Source organism: Kribbella italica (assembly GCF_014205135.1).
Lineage (GTDB): Bacteria > Actinomycetota > Actinomycetes > Propionibacteriales > Kribbellaceae > Kribbella > Kribbella italica.
Genome location: NZ_JACHMY010000001.1, coordinates 6,555,127 through 6,570,670, shown reverse-complemented (window position 1 = coordinate 6,570,670; position 15,544 = coordinate 6,555,127). Strand labels below are relative to the sequence as shown.

The window sequence follows — 15,544 nt, the reverse complement described above, 5'->3', positions numbered from 1 at the left end:
GAGGGGTGGGTAGGGTCGGGGCATGCTGCCCGCTCTGCTCTCCCTTCCGTACCTGGTGGCCTTCGACATCGACCAGGAGGGACGGCTGCTGATCGGGTACGACGGCAGCGGCGTGCGCCAGCTCCACGAGGTCGGACCGGATGGCAGCTGGCGCACGCTGACCGCCACTGGCGAGCGGGTCGTCGCAGCTCGCTACGTGCCCGAGAGCCGGCAGGTGGTCGTCGAGCACGACACCGGCGGGGACGAGCGCGGTCAGCTGTCGCTGCTCGACCTGTCCGGCTCGGAGGTGCCGTCGGCCGAGGTGCTCGTGCACGACCCGGCGTACTTCCACCACCTGATCACCGCGCGGGCCGGGCGGGTGCTGTTCACCACCAACCGCCGCAACGAGATCGACTTCGACCTGGTCGCGCGGGACCTCGCGACCGGCGACGAGACCACGCTGTACGACGCCGGCGGGTTCGTCTACGCGGTGAACGCGTCGCCTGACGACCAGTGGGTCGCGGTGAGCCGCGCGGGCGGGCCGGCCAACACTGTCCAGGTGCTGCTGGTCGAGACCGCGACCGGCGAGGTCAGCGACGTCACGGCGTACGACGACGAGACGTCGGTCTACGCGGTGTCCTGGCTGCCGGACTCGAGCGGGTTCCTGCTGTCCGCGGACGTGGACCGGGACCGGATCGCGATCTTCGCGTACGACGTGGGCACGCGGGCCCTGAGTCCGTTGCTGGTGGACGACTCGCAGGACCTGATCGGTTCGGCCAGTCCGGACGGGCAGCACCTGCTCGTTGCCTCTAGCAACGATGGTGAGGTGACGCTGGCGCTGCACGGGAGCGACGGCGAGCTGATCGCGCCGATCGCGTTGCCGCCGGGTGGTTGCGGCGCGGTGCTGAGTGACTCGGCGCCGCACTGGTCTTCTGACGGTAGCCACCTGGTCATCACCTACAGCAGCCCGGTCGAGCCGCCGTACGTGTTCCGCTACTCGGTGGCGACCGGTGCACTCGTTGCTGTGCGGGAGGATCTGGAGCTGCCCCCGCTGCAGCACCCGACGTCGTACCGGGTGGAGTCGTTCGACGGTGAGCAGGTGCCGGTGTACGTGTACCAGCCGGACGGCGGTGGGGACGGCTCGGCGGTAGTGGTCGTGCACGGCGGTCCGGAGTGGCAGCACGGGAAGGTCTGGCACCCAGTGGTCGCCGGACTCGTTGCTGACGGCCACACCGTGCTGGTGCCGAACGTGCGCGGCTCAGCGGGCTACGGCAAGCGCTGGTACTCGCTGGACGACCGGGAGCTGCGGCTGGACTCCGTCCGCGACCTGGCCGCGCTGCACGCCTGGCTGCCGACCATCGGGGTCGACCAGTCGCGGGTGGCGTTGTGGGGCGGCTCGTACGGCGGGTACATGGTGCTGGCCGGGCTCGCCTTCCAGCCTTCGTTGTGGGCGGCTGGAGTCGACATCGTCGGGATCGCGTCGCTGGTCACCTTCCTGGAGAACACGTCGGCGTACCGACGGGTGGCGCGGGAGCGGGAGTACGGGCACCTGGAGACCGACCGGGCGTTCCTGGAGTCCGCTAGCCCGCTGACGCGGGTGGACGCGATCGAGGCGCCGCTGTTCGTGATCCATGGCGCGAACGACCCGCGGGTCCCACTGTCGGAGGCGGAGCAGATCGCGGCGGCGCTGGAGAAGCGGAAGGTGCCGTGCGAGCTGCTCGTGTACGGCGACGAGGGGCACGGGCTGGCGAAGCGCGCGAACAAGCTGGACGCGTACCCGAAGGCGTTCGCGTTCCTGCGGGAGCACCTCAGGCGCGCGTGATCCAGCCGCAGCCGCTCAGTCCGCGGTGATCTTCGCGGCCAGCTCGGTGATGACGCCCTGCCAGTGCTTGCGCTGGTGCTCGCGCTCGTCGGCGTTGGCCAGCCGTTCCTGGTGGACGACCAGGCGGGCCTTGGTGGGGCCTGTCGCGGTGACGGCGAGCTGGATCGTGGTCTCGTGAGGCCAGTCCTCCGGCTGCCAGGTGAGGCGGACGCGGGTGTTCTCACGGAAGCTGCGCAGTTCGCCGCGAGTGCCGTCCTTCGTCTCGTACTTCTCGGTGAGCAGGGAGGCGCCCTCGCCGAGCCAGATCGCGACGCCGGCCGGTGAGGTGACGAAGTCCCACACCTCGCCGACCGGGCGGTTGATCGTCTTCGAGACGCCGATCTGCCAGCCGGCGTCCTTGGTGCGGCCGACGTGCGACGGCTCCGCGGCCTTCTCGTTGTCCGGCGAGCTCACGGCGCGACCGCCGCGATCGCGCTGACCTCCAGCAGGGCGCCGGGGACGGTCAGGCTGGTGACGCGGATGCCCTGCACGGTCGGCGCCGCGCCTTCGAGCCCTTGGGCAGCGACCGGATAAGCCTTGGCCAGGTCGACCTCCTCGGCCAGGTAGATCGTCATCGACACCAGGTCGTGCACGGTCGCGCCGGCGGCGGCCAGCGCCGTCTTCAGGTTCTTCATCACCTGCTCGGTCTGCGCCGCGGCGTCATCGCCGCCGATCAGCTTGCCCTCGCCGTCAACGGCGTTCTGGCCGCCGACGTACAGCGTGGTCATGCCGGGCGGGACGACGGCGACGTGGGTGAACGCCGGGGAGTTCACGAGTCCTTCGGGGCGAAGCAGCGTTTTCTCGGTCATGGATCCAGCATCACGCACTACCCGGTCAGATACTGTCCGGGTTTGGGGGATAGTTGAGCCATGAGTACGACGAGCCGCCGTCTCGAGACGCTCGCGCTGCTGCAGACGCACCCGGGCATCTCCGCGCCCGCGCTGGCCGCCCGGCTCGGGGTGACCGAGCGGACTGCCCGGCGTGACATCGCCCAGCTGCGCGAGCTGGGCTACCGGATCGACGGCGCGGCCGGGCGCGACGGGGGCTACCGGCTGGCGCAGGGGCGAGCCATGCCGCCGCTGCTGCTGGACGCGGACGAGGTGGCCGCGGTGGCGCTGAGTCTACGGACGGCGGTGGGCGTGGAGGGGCTGGAGACCGCCGCGGTCACGGCGCTGGCCAAGCTGACGCAGGTAGTGCCGTCGCAGTGGCAGACGCGGTTGACGGCGTTGACCGACGTACAGGCTTATCCGGGGCGTTCGCCGCGGCGCGCCTCTGGCGACGTACTGGTTCAGCTGGCGCTGGCGTGCCGGGCTGGTGAGGCTGTGCGGTTCCGGCATCGGCGGCTGGGGGCTGCGGACGACCACGCGGTCGAGGTGCAGCCGTACCGGCTGGTGGCGTTGCGGCGGCTTTGGTACCTGGTGGCCTGTGCGCGGGGCGCGGACGAGTGGAGGGTGTACGCCGTCGACCGGATCTCTCAGGCGCAGGCCCTCGGCATCCAGCTGCCCGCGCCGGCGCCGCCTGACGACGCCGCGCAGCTGGTCGCCCAGTCGCTGGCGCACGGGCGGTGGCGGCATCAGGTGCGGGTGGCTGTGCACACGTCGGGCGATCTGGTTCGGGAGCTGGTGGATCCGAGTGTTGCGGCGGTCGTTGAGGTGGGTGACGAGTGCGAGCTGCGGTTCGGTACGGACGATCTGGACTGGGCCGCGCGGTGGCTGGCGTACTTGAACTTGGATCTGGATGTCATCGAGCCCGCTTCGTTGGCCGCGCGGCTGCGCGTCTTCGGCCAGTGGCTCGCTGAGCGCTACTGAAACGCGGGCTCCAGCGGCTGCAGTGATCCGTTGGTGGCGTCGAGTCTGACCGGCAGACCGAGCGGTACGGCGAGGTTGAGGTCCTCGTGCCCGATCGCGGCGCCGGTGACCATCGGGACCTGGAGCGGCTCGAGGCGTTCGTGGACGACATCGGCGACCAGTCCGCCGTCGTCGGCCTCGCTGAAGTCGCCGATCACCAGTCCGGTCACCTGCTCGAACCAGCCCGCGCGCAGGAGTTGGGTGAGCAACCGGTCGACGCGATACCCGTCCTCGCTGACGTCTTCCAGCACCACGATCCCGGCCGGCTTCGCCGCCGTCGGCGATCCGAGGCTGGCCGCGAGCAACGCCAGGTTGCCGCCGAGGAGCCGGCCTTCCGCCGTACCGGCGACGACTGTCTCGGCACCGCGCGGGTCCAGCAGGTCGACGACCTTCTCCGGTTCGAACAACAGGTCGCGCAGTCTTTCGCCGCCGGTCGCCAGCTGCTCGACGCCTGCCGCCATCGGGCCGTGCACGGTCACCAGGCCTCGCGCGTTCAGCGCCTCGTGCAGCGCGGTGATGTCGCTGAACCCGACGAACACCTTCTCCACCGCGGCCAACGCGTCGAGCTCCAGCAACGGCAGCATCCGCTGTACGCCGTACCCGCCCCGGCCGCAGAACACGGCCGCGAACCGGTCGTCCATCCAGGCGTTCGTGAAGTCCTCCGCCCGCGCCGCGTCACTCCCCGCCAGGTAAGGGAACCGCTCATCACGCGCCAGGGCCGAAGGCATCACCTCGACCTCCAGCCCCCACTCCCTCAGCCGCTGAGTACCCGCCTCCAGCCGCTCCCCCTTCAGCGGCCCAGCCGGCGCCACCACAGCCACCCGATCCCCAGCCTTCAACCGCTGCGCTTTCCTCACGTCAGTCACCCCCGAACGCTATCCGCTGTCCACCCTCCGACCAGCGGCGACCGCCCGCTGGGAGACCGTGAAAAGGTGAGGGCATGGCTCTCGAGATTGCGTTGATCGATGTGGTGGCCGGGCAGGAAGAGGCCTTCGAAGCGGCGTACCGGGAGGCCCGCCGGCAACTGACGGCAGCCGGCGCCCTCAGCATCCGAATGACCCGCGGCATCGAAACCCCCACCCGCTTCGTCCTACTCGTCGAGTGGGACTCGGTCGAGACCCACGAGGCTTTCCGCGCCGGCGAAGGCTTCCCAATCTGGCGCGGCCTGATCGGCCCCCACTTCGCCAACGCGCCGCACGTGGAGCACTTCAACGACGTCGAAGGGTGAACCGGCGGACCGCCCGGGTCTTCACCGCGGACAACGGGGCCCACGGCAACGAGGTCGCCGTCGTGCTGGTGGACAGGATGCCCGCGCCGAGCGAGCGGCAACGCCTGGCGACCGCCGCTGCCGAGCCGGCGACGGTGTTCGTGGCGAAGGATCTGCGAACGGTGCGGATTCACAACCGCCTGCTGGAGCGGCGGTTTGCTGGACATCCCCTGCTGGGCACCGCCGCCGTACTGCGTTCCCTCGGCATGCGCCGCCGGCGTTCACCACCGTTGCCGGGGATGTCGAGGTGTGGTCCGAGGACGGCGCCGAATGGCTGTTCGCTCCAGCGGAGTGGTCGCCGAATGCGGCCGAGGTTCGGTGATCCGGGTTCGGGGCGGGGTCAGGCTTGGGGGTCGGTGTGTGGTGACTGCAGCCGACTCAGTACGGCGGTGATGAAGGGGGCCTTGCCTGCGCGGTAGGCGGGGCGGTCCTGGTCGTTGGTGGCGGCTAATTCTTGTTTGAGGCGGGCGTATTCGTCGCGGTCTGTGGGGGTGGTTCTCAGGTGGTCGCGGAAGGCCAGCCAGGTGGGCCAGTTGGGTGAGGACTGTTCGACGATGTGTAGGTGGTGGGTGCGGTACTCGATGGACGGGTAGCACCAGGAGTGTTTGCGGGAGGTGGCGTCGCCTGGTTCGGGGGCGGGAAGCCAGCCGGTGGCTGACAGGGGGTCGAGGTCGACGGTGGCGTGGTCGGTGACCACGGCGAGCATGTCGATGATCGGCTTGGCGGGGAGGCCGGGGACTGCGGTGCTGCCCAGGTGTTCGATCGGGCGGGTCAGGTACGGCGACAAGGCCGCCTGGACTGGCCGGCGCTGCTCTTCGAACAGGGCCGGCCAGCGGGCGTCGTACTCGGTGATGGTGATGCGATCGAGGCGCATCCCACCAGGTTTACCAGTCGATGCGGATCCGTTGGGACTTCGTGGTGCCGTTGACGGTGACGGCCAGGTCGACCGTGCCGGGGCGGAGGGCGGTGAGGGTGCCGGTCTTGGGGTCGTAGGCGGCTGCGGCCCAGAAAGGCGCAGTACGGGCGGGGCCCAGGTGCAGGAAGGTCGAGCCGGTCCAGTCGGCTGAGACTGGGAAAGCTACTGGGACTCGACGGGTGTCCTGGACGACGGTGGCCGAGGCCGCGGCGGTTTGGCCTCGGCGGAGAGTCGCCGGGGCGGTGAGCTCCAGGCCGTCGACGTGGGGGCGGAGCTCGACCTGGAACCAGGAGCGTTCGGGCGCCGACCAGTGGCGTACGCCGGCGTCCGCGGCGCGGGCGTTCGGGTCGATGCCGACCAGCGCCCACCCGGTGAAGCCGCCCGCGTCGGGAGCGGCCGCCGGGCTCTTGCCGGAGTTGCCGGTGAGCGGAAGCAGTACGCCGTCAGTGCGCGTCGCGGCGAAAGTGCCCGCGTGAGCGGCCATGTACGCCGCACCCTTGCCGGTCGACGCACGGAAGTCGGCCAGCCAGCGGACCAGCAGCTCGGCCTCCTTGCGGTCTCCGAGCTGCGAGTTCGCGGTCGGCGACGGGTCGTCGATCGGGTGGTGGGCCATCACCACGACGTTGCGGATCGCCCTGTTCTTGGCCGCGTCGTCGAGCTGCTTGCGCAGGTCGAGGATCTGCGCGAACCCACCGGCCCGCAGCGACCCGAGCGACGAGTCGCGCAGCACGAACCGCGTGCCCTTGTGGTCGAACGTGCTGCTCGGCGCGCCGAACACCTTGGTCCACTCCGACAGGTCACCCGGGCCGTAGCTCTCGTGGTTGCCCGGCACGTAGTGCACCGGCACCTTCCCGGCGACCTCCTCGTCGATGATCCGCTGGGCCAGCGCGATGTCGTTCGCGAAGCCGCGGTCGACGAAGTCGCCGTTGATCACCAGGAACTCGGGCTTCTGCGCGAGCGCCTCGCGGATCGTCCGCCGGGCCTGCTGGACGAAGTCCGACTCCGGGTCGTCCGCGGTGAACTGGGCGTCCGACAGGACGGCGAACTTCCAGCGCTTCCCGTCGAGCTTGCCATCGGCAACCACCATCGGGTCGACCACCTTCGCGGGCGGCTGGACGGTGACCGGCGGAGCGCCGCGGACGGTCAGGTCGTCGACGACGATCCGGCCGGCGTACTGGCGGGTGGGCACGGTCTCGACGACGTAGATCCGCCAGAACTTCAGCGGCATCGTCAGTCCCGGCGGGACGTCGGCCTCGACGTACTTCCAGCCGGTCCAGTCGACGGCGGCCGCGAGGTTGAGCGTCTGCGCCGAACCACCGGCGCCGTCGTACGCGTTGGCCCGTAGCCACGCGCCCTTCCCGTCGCCGTACACCCACGCGCCGACCTTCTGCGGCTGCCCGGGCAGGATCTGCTGCGGGGTCATCGACAGGTACGCCGCGCGCGTGGCGGTGCTGCCGGTCAGCGAGTAGTCGAGCGCGATCGCCTGACCGCCGTCGTGGCCCTCGGCCGTCGACCGGGTCGCGGTCGCGGCACCGGCCGGTACGGCGTTCGCCTGCCAGCGGGTCAGGTCGTCGACCTCGTCGACCACCTCGCTGCTCAGCCCGGCGGTGATGCTGAGCTGGGTGCTGAGCGCGCCGACCTTCGCGGTGACGACCGTCGAGACCGCGTCGGCACCGAGCGCGGTCACCTCGAAGCCATTGCCCTTGGCAACCACGTTGACGAGGGTCTTGTCGTAGGTGAGCTTGACGTCGCGCGGCTCGACCCAGGTGGAGAACCCGTCGGCGTCGTACCCGGTGACGCTGAAGAAGCCGTTGGTGGTGGCGTTGGGCAACGACACCTGCTTGTTCGACGGCGCGAGCCGGGTGGGCTCGCCGAGCACGGTCATCGGGAAGCGGCCGTTCGCGCGGCCCTTGGCGGCGGTGATCACGACGTCGCCGGCGCGGCGGCCGGTGACGACGCCCTGGTGGGTGACGCGCGCGTTGCTGCCGGCCGACCAGTACGGCGTACCGGTGACGGGCGCGTAGGTCTCGTCGTGACCGCGGGCGGTGAGGACCCGGCTGAGGCCGGTCAGGACCTTCGCGCTGCGGGTGAGATCGGCGTCGGCCGGCTCGGCCGTCGTACCGGTGGCTTCGAGCCGGAAGCCCTTGAGCTGGCCGGAGCCCTTGACCGGGAGCAGGCCGAGGCCGTTCGGGGTGAGGCGCTCGGAGCCGTCGGATGGCTTGTTGACGACCTCGGGCGTGGCCTCGCCGGGCGAGCGCTTCAGCATCGTCGAGGAACCGCCGCCGTCGAGGTTGAGCACGTCGTCGGCGCCGAGGTCCAGCATCAGCCGGGCCAGTTCCTTCTCCGTCAAGCCGCGGGAGTCGACCATCCGGCCGTCGACGGTGAGCAGGATCATCCGGCGGCCGTCGGCCGAGAAGCCGATCGCCGTCCGGGGGTGCAGGGCGGTGTCGTCGACGTTGAGGATCTGACCGTCGCGGGCGAGCTGGATGTTGCCACTGAGCGCGACCGCGGCGTCGGCGGCGTCGGCGCGGGGGCCGTACTTCACCTCGACCTTGTCGCCGGGCTCGAACGCCTGGAGGGCGGTCGCGCCGGTCTCGCGGCCGATCAGGGCCTGCTCGTTCGCGGCGAGCGGGGTGGTCGCGGGGGTGGTGTTCGACGAGACGACGACGCCGTCGCGGAGGATGACCTCGCGGACGGTCGGGAGGCCGTCGACAGTCCGGGTGCGGGCGGCCTCGCCCCACTGCGGGGTGTAGAGGCCGATGCCGTTCGCGTTGACGGTCGGGGAGTTGAGGTTGGTCAGGTCGACCTTGCTCGCGTCGTCGTCGGTCGCGGAGCCTTCGAGGAAGACCTGCGCGATCCGGCCGAGGCCGTCGCTGCCGATCACCGCGGTCTCGTTGTGGCCGGTCGCCGGGCCGTTGACGACGCGGCCGGGGCCGCCGTCGGCGTCGCGTTCGATGCCGACGCCGAGCGGGGCGCCGGTGTCGTTGATGTCGAAGAAGTCGCCGTTGACGCCGGCGATCGCCTGCTTGCGCTGCACTTGCTGGCTGAGCACCTCACGGCCGGAGACGGTGCCGGGGTTGAGGTAGTCGACGGTGACACCTTGGCGGTCGAGGTCGGCGACGAGGATGTCACCGCGGAGCCAGCCACGCGCGTCGAGGCGGTCGAAGCTGGTGTAGTTCACGCCGGGTGCGACCGGGCTGTCGGTCCGCCGGGTGACGATGCCTTCCCCGGGCGGCGCGATCGCGACATCGGGGATGTCAGAGGCAGCCGAGGAACCCCGGTGCGCCTCGACGGGCTGGACGGGGTCGGCTGCCGCGGGCTGGATGCTTGTGAACAGCAGACCGCCGGCTGCGAGGCCTACGGCGAGGAGCCTGCCGGCGCGTAGGTGCCCGACCGCACACGCTGCGCGGGCGGCAGGTTCAAACAGGGGGTGCGCGCCCGAAGCGCCTGCGGCGGAGGGTGGCTCGGGGGTGAATCCGGCGCGGGAAGCGCCTGCGGCGGAGGGGGGCTCGGGGGTGACCGCGGCGCGGGACGCGCCTGCGGCGGGGGCCGGTACTGGGTGGCGGGGGTCAGGGGTGGGCGGGACGAGCGTGGACACGGAGCCTCCTGGCGGTGGACGGGCGTGGCCATCCGACGAGGCGTGTCCTGCTGCCGTGTGAGGTGCGGGTGTACGCCGATCGACCGAACGGTGACAAACTAACGTCTCCGTCGGTCGATCGGAAGATTTTCTACTCGATCAGTCCGTGGCGACCGGGCGGCCGAAGGACTGCCAGGCGTGCATGCCGCCGTCGAGGTTGATCGCTTCGCGGCCCTCGGACATCAGGTACTGGGTGGCGACGCCGGAGCGGCCGCCGACCGCGCACACGCAGATCACCTTCTGGCCGAGCGGCACCTCGCCGACCCGCTGCTGCAGCTGGCCGAGCGGGATGTGGGTCGCACCCTCGATGTGACCGCTGTTCCACTCGTCCGGCTCCCGCACGTCGAGCACGAAGGCCTCGGCCAGCAAAGCGTCGTCCACGTCGGCGACGACGACGGCGGGAATCATCGGGTTCTGCGTCATACCCCGATCATTGCAGCCCGGAGGTGAACCATCACACCCGGAGCGGTGGAATGCGGATGCTCAGCCGGTGGATCGCGCGTTGACAGGCCCCCGGGCGACGACGGATGGTCGGACGTACCAGCGAGTGGAGGCGCGACTTGGCGTTGGTCGAGGGGATCCCCGGCGAGTTCGGGCCGCAGCCGTGGGGTGAGGCGATCCTGCGGAACTGCGGAGTGCTGCTGCTCAGGATCACCCGCCGCCCGGCCGACCACGAGGTCCGGTTGCCGGGACTCGCGACCACACCGCGGCATGTCGTCGAGGAGCGGACCGGCAAGGCCCTCACCTGGCGTCGCGACGGCGACGACCTGGTCGTCCGGCTGCCCGGCTCCGACCAGTTCCCGGCGCTGACGGTGGTCAAGGTCGCGCTGCAGGGCAAGCTCAGGATCGTCCCGCCGGACACGACGACCGCCAACGCCGACGGCGTCTGGGACCTCACGCCGACGGCGCTGTCGAGGGCGACGTTCCACCTGGTCGCACGCCGTACGGCGGACGTCGGCGTCCGCCTGATCGGCCCGGCCGAGGCCGGGATGCGGCTGATCGAGGCCCTCGCGCCCGGCGGCGAGTTCCGGGTACAGGTCGGCGGACGCGCGTACGGCGTACCGGTGGCTGATGTCGTCGGCCAGGTCATCGGGCCGTTCCCGGTGCGAGCCGGCCGGGTCGTGCGGCTGTCCGTGGCGGGACTGGTGGCGACGCGCGCGCTGGTCGCACCGGTCGGGACCGTGCTGGCCTCGGTGCACCCGAAGCACGGTGAGCTCGAGGTGCAGGTGACGAACTTCGGCCGGACGGCGACCCGCGGATCGGTGCGCGTGCCGAGGCCCGCGGGATGGCACGGCGCCGAGGACGCGTGGGACTTCGAAGGGCTCGCTCCGGGAGCGACCATCGGCCGGAAGCTTCGGCTACGGCAGGGCGCGGGCGCCGCGCCGCTGGTCGTTCAACTGGACGCCGGGCGCCGGCCCGCTTCGTTGCCTTGGTGAACCCTTCTGGTCAAAATCGGTCAGAACGTTGCGCCGGGGAAACTCTTCCTTTCTACTGTGGGTGATCGGTCATCTCCTGACAGTTACCGCCCCGAACGAGGAGTCACCGCCCATGACCCGACCCGTCCTGCGCCTGCTTGCCGCCGGCGTCCTGCTCACCAGTACGGCGGTCGCGACCGCCACTCCCTCGACGGCGACACCACCCGCCGCCACCACCGCCGTCCAGGCTCCCGCCGTACCGCAGAAGGCCGGCGGGCTGGACGCGACCGGCTACTGGACCGCGGAGAAGCTGAAGAACGCGATCCCCGCCGACCTGCCCGGCACCACCGGAACCCCTTCTCCCCAAGGGAAATCGAGCCAGGCCGGCGGCGTCGCGTCGCATCCGGTCGCGCCGAGGCACAAGGTCGCCAACGACCCGGTGCCGAGCTCGGCGGGCAAGGTGTTCTTCAGCTACAACGGCCTGAACTACGTCTGCTCCGCGTCGACGATCAACAACAGCTACAAGAACCTGATCATCACCGCCGGCCACTGCGTGCACGGCGGCGCGGGTCAGGGCTGGCACAGCAACATCGTGTTCGCGCCGTCGTACTACAACGGCCAGTCCGGCGCCGGGCTGTGGAACTGGAGCCAGGCGCGCGCGTTCAACTCCTGGATCGACAGCAGCGACTTCAGCCACGACCAGGCGTTCGTCACGCTGCAGCAGCGCAACGGGCAGAACCTGATCGACGCGGTCGGCGGCAACGGACTGGTCTGGGGCAACGGCCGCGACCAGGCCGGGACGCGGATCTGGGGCTGGCCGGCCGAGCCGCCGTACAACGGTGAGGTCCCGTACTACTGCGACGGTACGACGTTCGCGTGGGGCAGCACCGACGCGGCGCTGGGCTGCACGATGAACGGCGGCGCGAGCGGCGGTCCGTGGATGAAGGACCGGATCGACGCGAACCTCGGCTACGTGTTCGCGGTGACGTCGCGGCGGACGACCAGCGGTACGCCGTACCTGCTGGCGACGCCGAACTCGGCCGACGTGAAGACCATGTTCGACCAGATGACTACTTGAGCAGCTTGGACAGGCGGCGGTCGGCCAACGGCTTGCCGCCTGTCTGACAGGTCGCGCAGTACTGCAGGGAGGAGTCGGCGAAGCTGACCTCGCGGACGGTGTCGCCGCAGACCGGGCACTTCTCGCCCTTGCGGCCGTGTACGCGCATGCCGCTGCGCTTCTCCGACTTCAGGTCCTGGGCGGCCAGGCCCTTCGACCGCTCGACCGCGTCGCGCAGGGTCTCCTGCATCGCGGTGTAGAGCTCCTGCAGCTCGTCATCGCTCAGGTTGGAGGCCGGCTTGAACGGGCTCATCTTCGCGACGTGCAGGATCTCGTCGGAGTAGGCGTTGCCGATCCCGGCGATCACCGACTGGTTGCGCAGTACGCCCTTGAGCTGGACCCGGCCGGCCTCGTGCAGGATCTCGGCGAAGCCCTCGGGCGAGAGCAGGAACGGGTCGGGGCCGAGCTTGGCGATCCCGGGGACCTCGTTGATGGTGCGGACGACGTACACCGCGAGCTTCTTCTGCGTGCCGGCCTCGGTCAGGTCGAAGCCGGACTCGTCGTCCAGGATCAGCCGGAGCGCGATCGGGCCCTTGCCCGGACGGACCAGACCGGTCGACTGCTGCTCGCGCCAGCGCAGCCAGCCGGCGCGGGCCAGGTGGATCACCAGGTGCACGCCGGAGGCCTCGAGGTCGAGGAACTTGCCGTGCCGGCTGACGTCGTCGATCAGCAGCCCGGTCAGGGCGGAGATCGGCGGGTCGTAGGTCTTCAGCGCGCTGATCGCGGTGATGTCGGCACGCACGATCGCCCGTCCGACGGCGCGCTCCCGCAGGAACCCCGCCAGCGATTCGACTTCCGGCAACTCGGGCACCCCCACAGTGTGCCGTACGCCACCGACAGATCCCAGACTCGCCAGTAGGGGTTTCAGGGGGTGCCCGCGCGGAAACCCGGGGGTCGCTCAGGCGGATTCCCTAGCCGGTTTCTTGGCGTGAACCGCTACCTTCGAGGCAAGAGAGAAGGAGGCCCCCGATGGGTTTCGTGAAGTCACTGCTCAAGGGCGCTGTGGTCGCCAAGCTGGCCCAGGTCGCGCAGCGCGAGCTGAGCAAGCCGGAGAACCAGCGCAAGGCCAAGGAGATGTTCCAGAAGGTCCAGCAGCGGCGTAACGCGCGCTGAGCCCTACCGACTCCGCCCGGCCCGGCGAGCAGGGACGACCCTCGCCGGGTCCGAGGCGTGCGGTTGTCCGCCGTACGCCGGGGTGGAGTCAGAGTTTGACGGCCTGCAGGGTGTAGGTGCAGGGCAGCCGCTCGGGGCGGTCGGTCAGCCGCCACTCGGCGAAGCCGGGGTCCTTGGTCATCTTGCCCGGCAGCGCGATCCAGGGAGCGCTGTCGTGTTCCTCGAAGGCGGTCAGCTGCAGGCCGTGCTTGATCAACGCGGTGATGATCTCGCCCAGGCCGTGGTTCCACTCGTGGGTCACGGTGTGCTGGAACTCCACGTCGGTCTCGACGTAGGTGCCGCCCTCGTCCCAGACCTGCGGCTCCCGCGTCTCGAAGTACGGGAAGCCGACCTCGAGCTTGTCGGTCGCGTCGTCGAGCGTCCAGAGCATCGGGTGCCCCTCGCGGATGAACAGGCGTCCGCCTGGTTTCAGCAGTCCGCTCACCGTCGCCGCCCAGCGGTCGATGCTCGGCAGCCAGCCGATCGCGCCGATCCCGGTGAAGACCAGGTCGTACGCCGCGGCGCCGAGCACCTCGACCGCGTCGTACACGTCGGCCTGGTGGAAGTCGATCTCCAGCCCGAGCTGGTCCGCGAAGCCCTGCGCCTGCTCGACAGCCGGCCCGGAGAAGTCCAGCCCGCTCATCCGCGCGCCCCGCCTGGCCAGGGAAATCGTGTCGGTGCCGATGTGGCACTGCAAGTGCACGCCGCGCAGACCACTGACGTCACCCAGCCGCGGCAGATCGAACCGCACCACGTCGGAGATGAACTCCGGATCCCGCGCGAACTCCGCCAGCTTGTAGTCCGGCGACGCCGCATGCGCGGCCACCCGCTCGTCCCAGCTCTCCCGATTGACCACCCGGTAGTCGTCCATGCGAGTGAGGGTGACACAGCGGCACCGATCCCGCTCGGGGATTTCCCACCCCACGCCCTCCCCCCTGAGCCCGCAGCGTCCGAAGAAGCTCAATGCGTCCGAAGAACCGAGCGCTATAGCCTCGGGTTCTTCGGACGCATTCAGTTTCTTCGGACGCTGGAAGGGGGATCACGCGGCGTGGCGACCGTGCGGGGTGTGGAGGCGCGCGCGGCGGAGGTGAACCACCGCGCTCGGGGTGGTGGCGGGCTTGTGGGTGAAGGGCTTGGCGCTGCCGCCGAGGGCGAGCAGGTCGAGCTTGGTCCTGGCCACGTCGCGGTCGTCGCTCGGGCCGGCCGGGAGGCCGGTGGAGTGGCGGCGGTTGCTGAGCTCGAGGGCGGCGACGATGGCCAGCGCGAGGACTGAGAGAACTACGATTCCGGTCATGGCAGTAATCCTCCTACCGTTCACATCCAGCCACAATTGGCACTACTGACCACCTTCGGCAAATTTCTGCCATACTGGCTGACATGTTGCGCAAGATCGCCGTGGTGCTGATGGAGGACGTCGCACTCTTCGAGTTCGGGGTGCTCTCGGAGGTCTTCGGGATCGACCGGACCGACGACGGGGTGCCCGCGTTCGACTTCAAGGTCTGCTCGACCCGCCCGGGTGAACCGCTGCGGACCAGCAGCCACTCGGCCGTCATCGCGCCGTACGGGCTGGACGAGCTGGAGGACGCCGACCTGGTCGCGCTGCCCGCGACCACCTGGCGCGAGGCGTACGACGAGCGCATCCTGTCCGCCCTGCGCAAAGCCGAGGCCCGTGGCGCGATCCTGCTGACGGTCTGCTCGGGCGCGTTCGTGCTCGGCGCCGCCGGGCTGCTCGACGGGCGCAACTGCGCGACCCACTGGCGGTACGCCGACCTCTTCCGCGAGCGCTACCCGCGCGCCCGGCTCGACCCGGACGTCCTGTTCGTCGACGACGGCAACATCATCACCAGCGCCGGTACGGCGGCCGGCATCGACGCCTGCCTGCACCTGGTCCGCCGCGAGCTCGGCAGCGCCGTCGCGACCCGGATCGCCCGCCGGATGGTCGTCCCGCCGCAGCGCGACGGCGGCCAGCGCCAGTACGTCGAGGTCCCCGTCCCGGAGTCGTCGAGCGAGAGCCTGCAGCCGGTCCTGGACTGGATGGTCGCCAACCTGACCATCGAGCACACCGTGCCCGACCTGGCCCGCCGCGCGCAGATGTCGGAGCGGACGTTCGCCCGCCGCTTCGTCGCCGAAACCGGGACGACGCCGCTCAAGTGGGTCACCACGCAGCGCGTACTGCACGCCCGGACCCTGCTCGAGCAGACCTCGCTGGGCATCGAGCAGATCGCCGCCGAGGCCGGCTTCGGCACGGCGGCACTGCTGCGCCACCACTTCCGTCGCGTCGTCGGCGTCCCGCCGCAGAACTACCGGCGCACGTTCCAGACCGCCTGACGCAACGCCCAGCGTGACAAGTCGC

At 70.5% G+C, this 15,544-nt stretch carries 17 protein-coding genes; 8 read left to right on the top strand and 9 right to left on the bottom strand.

Translation table 11 applies throughout. From position 1 onward, the window contains the following. The first annotated feature begins 22 nt into the window (after nt 1-22). A complete protein-coding gene (locus HDA39_RS30635; RefSeq protein WP_184801088.1) occupies nt 23-1,801 on the top strand; it encodes a S9 family peptidase in 1,779 nt (592 codons plus the stop codon). Between the two features lie 15 nt (nt 1,802-1,816). On the opposite strand, the gene HDA39_RS30630 is transcribed toward HDA39_RS30635, so the two are convergent. Both HDA39_RS30630 and HDA39_RS30625 read right to left on the bottom strand, forming a co-directional pair. Continuing rightward, nucleotides 1,817-2,254: an SRPBCC domain-containing protein gene (locus HDA39_RS30630; protein WP_184801086.1), complete on the bottom strand. Its 438-nt coding sequence runs from the start codon at nt 2,252-2,254 to the stop codon at nt 1,817-1,819. Continuing rightward, on the bottom strand, nt 2,251-2,649 hold the full coding sequence (locus HDA39_RS30625; protein ID WP_184801084.1) for a RidA family protein: 399 nt from the start codon (nt 2,647-2,649) through the stop codon (nt 2,251-2,253). Before HDA39_RS30625 ends, HDA39_RS30630 begins: the two co-directional genes overlap by 4 nt. A 60-nt stretch (nt 2,650-2,709) precedes the next feature. On the opposite strand from HDA39_RS30625, the gene HDA39_RS30620 reads away from it, so the two are divergent. Further along, nucleotides 2,710-3,648: a helix-turn-helix transcriptional regulator gene (locus tag HDA39_RS30620; protein ID WP_184801082.1), complete on the top strand. Its 939-nt coding sequence runs from the start codon at nt 2,710-2,712 to the stop codon at nt 3,646-3,648. Here HDA39_RS30620 and HDA39_RS30615 read toward each other — a convergent pair. Then, entirely contained in the window at nt 3,642-4,553 is a 912-nt protein-coding gene (locus HDA39_RS30615) for an LD-carboxypeptidase (protein ID WP_184801080.1), read from the bottom strand. The two genes, HDA39_RS30620 and HDA39_RS30615, sit on opposite strands and share 7 nt — an antisense overlap. Before the next feature lie 74 nt (nt 4,554-4,627). Here HDA39_RS30615 and HDA39_RS30610 point away from each other — a divergent pair, with 74 nt between their 5' ends. Together HDA39_RS30610 and HDA39_RS44155 are read left to right on the top strand one after the other, a co-directional pair. Then, entirely contained in the window at nt 4,628-4,915 is a 288-nt protein-coding gene (locus HDA39_RS30610; RefSeq protein WP_184801078.1) for an antibiotic biosynthesis monooxygenase family protein, read from the top strand. After that, entirely contained in the window at nt 4,912-5,373 is a 462-nt protein-coding gene (locus HDA39_RS44155; RefSeq protein ID WP_184801076.1) for a PhzF family phenazine biosynthesis protein, read from the top strand. Before HDA39_RS30610 ends, HDA39_RS44155 begins: the two co-directional genes overlap by 4 nt. Here HDA39_RS44155 and HDA39_RS30600 read toward each other — a convergent pair. The 3 genes from HDA39_RS30600 to HDA39_RS30590 all read right to left on the bottom strand — a co-directional run bounded on the left by HDA39_RS30600 (nt 5,295) and on the right by HDA39_RS30590 (nt 9,930). Further along, nucleotides 5,295-5,828 carry a GrpB family protein gene (locus HDA39_RS30600; RefSeq protein ID WP_184801074.1) on the bottom strand — a complete coding sequence of 178 codons (534 nt, stop codon included), beginning with the start codon at nt 5,826-5,828 and terminating at the stop codon, nt 5,295-5,297. The genes HDA39_RS44155 and HDA39_RS30600 overlap by 79 nt on opposite strands. A gap of 10 nt (nt 5,829-5,838) precedes the next feature. After that, nucleotides 5,839-9,051: a phosphodiester glycosidase family protein gene (locus HDA39_RS30595; RefSeq protein ID WP_337925958.1), complete on the bottom strand. Its 3,213-nt coding sequence runs from the start codon at nt 9,049-9,051 to the stop codon at nt 5,839-5,841. A gap of 555 nt (nt 9,052-9,606) precedes the next feature. Next, a complete protein-coding gene (locus tag HDA39_RS30590; RefSeq protein WP_184801072.1) occupies nt 9,607-9,930 on the bottom strand; it encodes a rhodanese-like domain-containing protein in 324 nt (107 codons plus the stop codon). A gap of 137 nt (nt 9,931-10,067) precedes the next feature. Between HDA39_RS30590 and HDA39_RS30585 the strand changes: the two genes are divergently transcribed. Next, the gene (locus HDA39_RS30585) at nt 10,068-10,943 is read left to right on the top strand and encodes a hypothetical protein (RefSeq protein WP_184801070.1); all 876 of its coding nucleotides are present in this window, start codon (nt 10,068-10,070) and stop codon (nt 10,941-10,943) included. A gap of 112 nt (nt 10,944-11,055) precedes the next feature. Beyond that, complete coding sequence (locus HDA39_RS30580) at nt 11,056-12,000, top strand: trypsin-like serine peptidase (protein WP_184801069.1); 945 nt, start codon at nt 11,056-11,058, stop codon at nt 11,998-12,000. Here HDA39_RS30580 and HDA39_RS30575 read toward each other — a convergent pair. After that, entirely contained in the window at nt 11,993-12,850 is an 858-nt protein-coding gene (locus HDA39_RS30575; RefSeq protein ID WP_184801067.1) for an Fpg/Nei family DNA glycosylase, read from the bottom strand. The genes HDA39_RS30580 and HDA39_RS30575 overlap by 8 nt on opposite strands. Nucleotides 12,851-13,008: 158 nt before the next feature. On the opposite strand from HDA39_RS30575, the gene HDA39_RS30570 reads away from it, so the two are divergent. Beyond that, nucleotides 13,009-13,152 carry a hypothetical protein gene (locus HDA39_RS30570; RefSeq protein WP_184801065.1) on the top strand — a complete coding sequence of 48 codons (144 nt, stop codon included), beginning with the start codon at nt 13,009-13,011 and terminating at the stop codon, nt 13,150-13,152. Between the two features lie 88 nt (nt 13,153-13,240). On the opposite strand, the gene HDA39_RS30565 is transcribed toward HDA39_RS30570, so the two are convergent. Further along, on the bottom strand, nt 13,241-14,062 hold the full coding sequence (locus HDA39_RS30565) for a class I SAM-dependent methyltransferase (RefSeq protein ID WP_184801063.1): 822 nt from the start codon (nt 14,060-14,062) through the stop codon (nt 13,241-13,243). Nucleotides 14,063-14,230: 168 nt separating this feature from the next. Then, nucleotides 14,231-14,485, bottom strand: coding sequence for a hypothetical protein (locus HDA39_RS30560; protein WP_184801061.1), 255 nt, complete (start codon nt 14,483-14,485; stop codon nt 14,231-14,233). A gap of 83 nt (nt 14,486-14,568) precedes the next feature. On the opposite strand from HDA39_RS30560, the gene HDA39_RS30555 reads away from it, so the two are divergent. Continuing rightward, nucleotides 14,569-15,519: a helix-turn-helix domain-containing protein gene (locus tag HDA39_RS30555; RefSeq protein ID WP_184801059.1), complete on the top strand. Its 951-nt coding sequence runs from the start codon at nt 14,569-14,571 to the stop codon at nt 15,517-15,519. Nucleotides 15,520-15,544 lie beyond the last annotated feature (25 nt).